Origin of the sequence: Butyricicoccus sp. OF27-2pH9A, from assembly GCF_027693185.1 — a bacterium.
In the GTDB taxonomy this organism is placed as follows: domain Bacteria; phylum Bacillota; class Clostridia; order Oscillospirales; family Butyricicoccaceae; genus Agathobaculum; species Agathobaculum butyriciproducens.
Genome location: NZ_JAQEXK010000036.1, coordinates 1 through 6303 on the forward strand (window position 1 = coordinate 1; position 6303 = coordinate 6303).

At 56.8% G+C, this 6303-nt stretch carries 9 protein-coding genes; all 9 read right to left on the reverse strand.

Annotated features, from left to right (window positions below; all coding sequences use genetic code 11):
• Positions 1-144 precede the first annotated feature (144 nt).
• Complete coding sequence (locus PG722_RS14295) at positions 145-486, reverse strand: plasmid mobilization protein (RefSeq protein WP_118280949.1); 342 nt, start codon at positions 484-486, stop codon at positions 145-147.
• Positions 486-668, reverse strand: coding sequence for a DUF4316 domain-containing protein (locus PG722_RS14300; RefSeq protein WP_003500078.1), 183 nt, complete (start codon positions 666-668; stop codon positions 486-488). The genes PG722_RS14295 and PG722_RS14300 overlap by 1 nt, the downstream gene beginning before the upstream one ends.
• Before the next feature lie 12 nt (positions 669-680).
• Positions 681-1304: a hypothetical protein gene (locus PG722_RS14305; RefSeq protein ID WP_330674715.1), complete on the reverse strand. Its 624-nt coding sequence runs from the start codon at positions 1302-1304 to the stop codon at positions 681-683.
• Positions 1305-1403: 99 nt separating this feature from the next.
• Entirely contained in the window at positions 1404-1805 is a 402-nt protein-coding gene (locus tag PG722_RS14310) for a cysteine-rich VLP protein (protein WP_012741674.1), read from the reverse strand.
• A complete protein-coding gene (locus PG722_RS14315; RefSeq protein WP_330606046.1) occupies positions 1806-1997 on the reverse strand; it encodes a hypothetical protein in 192 nt (63 codons plus the stop codon). It lies immediately after the preceding gene.
• Between the two features lie 2 nt (positions 1998-1999).
• The gene (locus tag PG722_RS14320; RefSeq protein WP_117567872.1) at positions 2000-2647 is read right to left on the reverse strand and encodes a DUF4366 domain-containing protein; all 648 of its coding nucleotides are present in this window, start codon (positions 2645-2647) and stop codon (positions 2000-2002) included.
• Positions 2634-2900, reverse strand: a complete 267-nt coding sequence (locus PG722_RS14325; RefSeq protein WP_005927622.1) for a DUF4315 family protein — start codon at positions 2898-2900, stop codon at positions 2634-2636. Before PG722_RS14325 ends, PG722_RS14320 begins: the two co-directional genes overlap by 14 nt.
• Before the next feature lie 22 nt (positions 2901-2922).
• Complete coding sequence (locus tag PG722_RS14330; protein ID WP_270580831.1) at positions 2923-4590, reverse strand: C40 family peptidase; 1668 nt, start codon at positions 4588-4590, stop codon at positions 2923-2925.
• Positions 4591-4869: 279 nt separating this feature from the next.
• Positions 4870-6303: VirB4-like conjugal transfer ATPase, CD1110 family (locus PG722_RS14335; protein ID WP_270580856.1), on the reverse strand; the 1434-nt coding region annotated here is incomplete at its 5' end.

A 6303-nucleotide genomic window follows, 5' to 3' on the forward strand; every position in this document is an offset into this window, starting at 1 on the left:
CTCTATTTTATCATGCTTGCCCGGGGACATAAATGTTGCGAAAGATTAGTAAATCCTGTCCCAAACTTTTGGGTCATACTGGCCCGAAGTGGTAAAAAAAGAGCAGGGCGGCAAGCCCCGCAACGGAAGCCTGCCGCCCTCGTCTTACTTTGCCACCAGCTCGGAAAGCTCCCGCAGCACCTTTGACACCTCGCCCCACAGCTTTTCATAGTCCCGCTTCAATCCGTCGATTTCCTCCGGGTACACGCCGTAGGTATGCGCGTGTACGGCGACCTGATTGAGATTGTTGGAACAGCGTCTTTGCAGAGAGATCAATTCTTTTATGGGCGCAAGGTCAACGTGCAGGATATACCCGTTCAGAGCCATTTTCCGTATATAAGCCCCGGCGTTGGAAATGCCCGCCTCAGCCATCCGTTCATGGATGGCTGCCAGCTCGTCCGGCGTTACCATGACGTGCAGATGGACATTCCGCTTGCGGTTCTCCATCAGCGTTCCAGCTCCCGGCCTTTCCGGCGCTCTTTGGGCTCCTTTACCTTATCAAGCGGTTTTGCGTCCAGCTCCGGGGGCGTGGGTGGGATAGGCGTGTTGTTGGGTACGCCGTCGATCATGTTGCAGTTCTGCTCTGTGGAGAGCTCGGCGGTTTTCAGATAGTTGTCTTTTTCGTGCATGGCGATCCTCCTTTATCGTTCCTCATGGTTTTTATGGCTCCGCCTCTGGCCGGGCTCCTTCGGGGGTTCCTGCCCTCTGGTTCCGTCTTTGAGCCGGGCAGTAATGGATGGGCGCACCCGGTCAAGATTGCCCGGTGCTGGTTTCAGTTCATAATCCTCCATCTGCTTTTCGGTCAGCGGCTTTGCGTAGGTCAGTTCGCCCCATGCCATCAGCCTGCCGTCTGCCACAGGACGCCGCCTGTCGTCATCGTAGTTGACGATGGAAAGAGGCTGGTTATCCGGCGGCTTCGGGTAAGTTCCTATGTCCACGGGCCGCTGGGTGGAATAATAGCGGTAAACACCCTCCGGTCCCAGCTCGGTATGCTTGACCGCCGCATGGTAAAGCTGCTGATAGTCGTCCACTCGGCGGTCAAAGTCCCTCTGCGCCCACGCCTGACTGGTTCCATAGCGGCCCCAGTAGTAATCCCGATGGCCGTTTTCCCCCTCGGTAAACTGCCAGGTCACAAAGGAGCTCGGCGCTCCCGGATTATGCCCCAGCGCAAAGCCGTGTCCGGTTTCAAAGGTGGCAGCTTTCAAAATCACATATCCTTGTACTGTCTCCAAGAGATACCTCCTTTCTGTGCCTCGGGCTAACATGACCCGAAGTGCTGGATGTTACGAAATAAGAGGGCAGACCGGGGAGAAATGTAATAAGATATTCCCACCCCGGAAACACCCTCAAAAAAGCCCGGAATGTCAAGCCTTTGGAGGCGGCAAATCGTAACAGCCGCCCGGCCTTTTCTCCCGCATTTTCCTCATGCGTTCCCGGCTTTTTCGGCGGTTCCCTTCGGCCTTGCAGGCGTCGGAACAGTAGGCTTGACGCCCCTCGGGCAAAAACGCCTTTCCGCAGACCGCACAGGCTCGCAGCTCCGGGGAGATGCCTTCCGTTGTCAACGACGCTTGAAGCTCCGGGTTAAGAGGCAGGACAGCCTCACGAAAATAACGGCAGTACGCCCCTGTCCAGCACTTGTGCAGCATATAGCAGGCACAGTCAAGAGGAAGGCACAGGCCGCTTTCCCGGTCATAGTTGGCGCACATCCCCGTGACAAGAGAACGGATTTTCTTCTTCTCGTCACGGGTCAGCTCCCGGGCGTCCATTTAAGACTTCGGGCCACGATGGCCCGAAGGGCGGGACTCCACGATCAGCGCCCGGAACTTCTTCCGGCACTGTTTTTTCTTTCCTTTGCACTCCTTGTAATAACGGCATCCCTTACAAGGGTCGTCATTGTTCCAGCCGGGGTGCGGTACTTCCTTCATCATTCGTTCAAAAGGGCTGCTTGTAAAATTCATTCTCATTCCTCCGTATCTTCCTCCCACGGCGGGGTATCTTCGTCCTCGGGTTCCTCTGCGATCTCCTCCAGCTCCCCGTCCTCATATTCGCAGTAATCATCTTCCAAATCCGGGGCCTCATGCTTCGGCTTGTAAATCTTGAAATAGTAACCAATCCCACCGCCGGCCAGCACCACCGCACCGATCAGGAGCAGAGAGAGAAGGGGGCTGTCCTTTTTCTCCGGCTCGGGTTCCGGTACTTCCTCCACAGGTTCGGTGGGCTTTGGCTCTGGCTCCGGGGTCACTTCTTTGGGCGGTTCCTTACCCTGTTCGGCAAGAGGCAGAAGGTCGTCTGTGGTAACGGTATTGAGGAAATAGACGTTCTCGCTGGTTTTCTGTTTGTCGATCACCAGATAAAACACGCTCTCGTCTGCGGTGGTGATGGTGTAGAACTCCTTTCCATCCTCGTCGGTGGCGTTGTCCACCACGGTTCCCGTCCCGTCCGGGGTAAAGGGGTTCTGGGTTTCCGGCTCTGCTTCGGTTTCTGCCGGGGAGGGAGCTGTCTCCGGCTGCGGCTCGCTGCTCTGTGCATAAGCCGGGACTGTAAAGATCAGGCAACACAAAAGGCTGGCAGCCATCGCCGCCAGCCTGCGAAATTTAGTTTTCTTCATGGGCCGTGTCCTCCTTTTCGGGTGCCTCCGGCTTCGGGTCAGTATGGCCCGAAGCGGTAAGGCTGTTTTTGGGGTCATTCAGAAAAGCCATCAGCTGGGCGGGTGTCAGTTTGAGGGAGCGCACCGCCTGCACGATCTGGCTGTTTTCTTCCTCCTGTTTCTGCTTTTCCAGCTCCCGGATTTTAGCCTGCCACTCGGCAGCCTTCTCCCGGGCTTTTTCCAGTTCCTTATCGAGCTTGTCGATCTTGTTCATGCAAGGACTCCTTTCCTCTGGCTCACAAACGCCCGAAGGCATAGAAATGTGTCTGCCAGTAGCTTGAATTGATGTTTGCGTATTGGATGGGCGAACCACAATGGAGCATCATCCCGTCGCCCACATAAATCCCCACATGGGATACAGGGCCGGGGCTGTCATAGGTTCCCGTGAAAAAGATAATGTCGCCGGGCTTTGCCTCGGAGGGGGAAATGATAGCACACTGATTATAAATGCCCTGCGCCGTGGTACGGGGCAGGTTGTGGACGCCGCTGGCCGTGTACACCCAACAGACGAAACCCGAACAGTCAAAGGAGGTGGACGGGCTGGAGCCGCCCCACACATAGGGCCAGCCGATGTACTTTGTGGCTTCTTTCATGAGCGCCGCAAAAGCCGGGTCATCCAGCGCCTCGCCGGGTATCTCATAGCTGGGGCCGGTATCTTCGCCGCCGTTGTAAATCCCTTCCCACAGATAGGGTTTGTTGCCTTTGAGCTGCTGCATAACGGTGTAGATTTCCCGCTGCTGTTCGTTAAGCCTCGGCAGGATCACGGCGGGCAGCGTCTTGTTTGTGAGGGTCACATTGAGAATGTAATACTCATAGGGGACTTCCTCGGTGGTGGTTTCCCCGGTCTCCGGGTCGGTGCTGGTTTCGGTGCGGTAGCGTATCTCAACTTCCTCCGTCAAGGTCAGTTCATACTGTGCCTCGAAAATCTCCCGCAGCTCGTCCTGCACCTGTTCACGGAAATACACATGGTACTTTGCCGAGAGATAGGACGCCAGCTCATAGGGGTTATGGCCGATCTCGTCCACGGAATAGCGGTACTCGTCATAGCCGGGATGGGTGCTTTCGATGTTCGCTACCGTCTGCGCCAGCTCGTTTTCCAGTGCCGTGTAGTCCTCGTCCACGCCCAGCAGGTCCGTATCCTCCGAGGCGTAGGAGGTGCCGGATAACGCATTGGCAAGGCCGCTGCCAAGCGTGGGGAAAATGGAACTTACCGCCGACACAAGAAAACAGAGCAGCAACAGCAGGAGCAGGACCAGCACCGCCACGGGATGACGGGTCACAAACTGCGCCGCCCGACGGGTCGCAGTTCCCGAAGCGGCAGCGGTTTTCTTTGCGGTCTTTGCGCCCTGTTTTGCAGCCGCCTTTGCTTCTTTGGAATACCGGCGTTTCAGTTTCCATTTCTGCTGCACACGGGAAAGCGGATTGCTGGCAAGCTCCGGGTGCTCGGAGGCCATCTTCTGAAAATCCATATTGGCCCGGGCTTTTATGTCCTTCCGTTCCCATTTTGCCACCTTCCGGGCCGGGTGCTCCCGCCAGCGGCGTTTGGCATACCGGGTCAGTTTCCGGGCTCCGGCCTCGGCCACAAGTTCCGACTTATGGGCTCCTTCCACACCCACATTTTCATGCTCAACTTCGTGGATCTTGTTGTGGACATAGAACCATGCTTCTGTACGGGCTCCCCGGACAGCTTTCTTCGCAAGCCCCGGCGGCTTCTGCGCCGCCCGTTTCGCCTCGACCTTATCCAGCTTCTCCCGGGCCTTTCCCAGCTTTTCCCCGGCGCGCTCCGCTTTGGCCTGCGCCTTCTGGTACTTGTCCTTTTTACTCCCGGCCTTCTCGGCGGAGCCCTCCGGCTCCTGTGCCCTGCCGGTATCCTGCGGCCTGCTCGCTTCATCCTCCTGCCTCATGCGGTCAGAGGGACGGCTTTTGCGGCTGTCCTCTTGAAACTTGCCGCTTTTGGACTTCGGGCCATCATGGCCCGAAGGACTGTCCTGCCCGGCATCCTCGTCCTCAAACCGCAGACGTCGGGACGGTGCGGGGGAAGGTCCTTCCCGTTCTGCCGGTCCGGGGCGATTGTCCCCGGTATCCTCCGTCGGCCCCGGCTTTTGAAAATTCCGTTTATCCGGTTTCTTTCCGATGGCGTATCCCTCCTTTCCGAACCTCGGGCCAGCATGGCCCGAAGTGTGTTACGCCCGGTTCATTTCCTGTTTTTTGTCCTCCGGGCGGGTGGTCATAATGGCGTACAGCTCGGTATTCTGCGGGAAGCGGTCAACAAATGGGATGGTGGTATTCCCGAAGAACAGCAGCCCTTCGCCGGAATTGGTATGGGTCACATAGGAAAGCTGGTGGGGGCTGATCCCAAGCTGTTTGGCTAAAATCTGCCGGTCCCCCTGTGCCTGCGAGAGCAGCACAAGGAAGTCCGAGTTTTCAAAGATGTTCTCGATCTCCGGGCTTGCCAGAAAATCCTTTACATTCTGCGTTAAAGCACTCGGAACGCACCCTTTTTTTCGCAGCATTTTCCAGATCGCCACACAATAGCTTGCCGTCAGACGGTCACGGAGCAGCACATGAAATTCGTCGAAGTAGCACCATGTAGCGATACCGCGCAGGAAATTCATGGACACCTGCGAGTTTACCAAGTCCTGCATAATGAGCATGGCAATCGTCCGAAGCCCGGCCCCCAGCTTTTTTAAGTCAAGGCATACCAGACGGCGGTTCAGGTCCACATTGGTTTCATGGTTGAACACGTTAAGGGAACCCGACACATAGATTTCAAGGGCAGTTGCCAGCCGTACCGCCTCGCCCTCCGGCTGGGAACAGAGCAGGTCATACAGGGTTTGGAGGGTCGGCATTTTGCTTGTTTCCGGGTCCTGCAAATGTTCCCGGTACATCTGGCGTACACAGCGGTCAATGACGGTCCGCTCCACCGGCTGCAAGCCATCCTTGCCGCCGACGATCAGCTCCATTAGCGACAGGATAAAGTCGGCTTTCAGCGCCATCGGGTTTTCCTCGTCAAAGCTCAGGTCAATGTCCATCGGGTTGATGTGGTGGGGGCTGTCCGGGGCGATCTCGATGACCTGTCCGCCCAGCCGCTTGATAAGGGGCGAGTATTCGCCCATCGGGTCCACCACAATGATCCGGTCACGGGTGGCAAGGAACACGTTCACAAGCTCCCGCTTTGCGGCAAAGGATTTGCCGGAGCCCGGCACGCCGAGGAACAGGCCGTTGGGATTTTTGAGCTTTTTCCGGTTTGCCATGATGACGTTATGGGAAAGTGCGTTGAGCCCGTAATAGACGGCTTCGCCATCCATGCGGAGCTCCTGCGTCATAAAGGGAACGAAAATGGCCGTGGAGCTGGTCGTCATGCCACGCTTGATCTCAATGCCGTTATGACCCAGCGGAAGGCTGGAAAGAAAACCGTCCTCCTGCTGGAAGTCCAGCCGCTTCAAGGTGCAGTTGTATTTCTGGACGATACCCGACACCGTGAACAGGTCATTGTCCAGCTCCCGGCGGGTCGGGGCCATGTTTACCACAAGGAAGGTCAGAAGGAACATTCGCTCATTCCGGCTCTGTAAATCTTCCAAGAGGGTCTTTGCGTCGTTGCTGTACGTTACAAGGTC

Coding starts and splice junctions, on each gene's coding strand:
- PG722_RS14320 (WP_117567872.1), bottom strand. CDS start 2,647: ATGAAGAAAACTAAATTTCGCAGGCTGGCGGCGATGGCTGCCAGCCTT.
- PG722_RS14305 (WP_330674715.1), bottom strand. CDS start 1,304: ATGTTAGCCCGAGGCACAGAAAGGAGGTATCTCTTGGAGACAGTACAA.
- PG722_RS14325 (WP_005927622.1), bottom strand. CDS start 2,900: ATGAACAAGATCGACAAGCTCGATAAGGAACTGGAAAAAGCCCGGGAG.
- PG722_RS14295 (WP_118280949.1), bottom strand. CDS start 486: ATGGAGAACCGCAAGCGGAATGTCCATCTGCACGTCATGGTAACGCCG.
- PG722_RS14300 (WP_003500078.1), bottom strand. CDS start 668: ATGCACGAAAAAGACAACTATCTGAAAACCGCCGAGCTCTCCACAGAG.
- PG722_RS14330 (WP_270580831.1), bottom strand. CDS start 4,590: ATGAGGCAGGAGGATGAAGCGAGCAGGCCGCAGGATACCGGCAGGGCA.
- PG722_RS14310 (WP_012741674.1), bottom strand. CDS start 1,805: ATGGACGCCCGGGAGCTGACCCGTGACGAGAAGAAGAAAATCCGTTCT.
- PG722_RS14315 (WP_330606046.1), bottom strand. CDS start 1,997: ATGAATTTTACAAGCAGCCCTTTTGAACGAATGATGAAGGAAGTACCG.